The 239-nt window shown below is 42.7% G+C and carries 1 pseudogene; it reads left to right on the top strand.

Annotated features, from left to right (window positions below):
- Positions 1-152, top strand: a pseudogene (locus tag HMPREF2955_RS16775) (IS982 family transposase); the annotation flags it as partial.
- Positions 153-239 lie beyond the last annotated feature (87 nt).

The raw sequence follows: 239 nt of genomic DNA, 5'->3' as shown, positions 1-239 counted from the left end.
ACAAGGCCAACCTTGTCCATTCACGCCATCGCTCTGTACATAACTTCCTTATGAATCTCTGTGCGGCACTGGCAGCATACTGTTTCTTCGAGAATAAGCCCGAGGCACTGCCAGTGCGTATTGAAAAGAGTAGGCAATTGGAACTATTCTAGGCAAATCCTTATCCCGAACTGGCGTAAATTATTATCTTTTATTTTACAAAGATGCTCTAATTTTCGCTCCGTTCTAGCGAAAATATG

Origin of the sequence: Prevotella sp. HMSC073D09 (assembly GCF_001814145.1) — a bacterium.
Taxonomy (GTDB): Bacteria; Bacteroidota; Bacteroidia; order Bacteroidales; family Bacteroidaceae; genus Prevotella; species Prevotella conceptionensis.
This window is presented reverse-complemented; position numbering and strand designations above follow the sequence as displayed.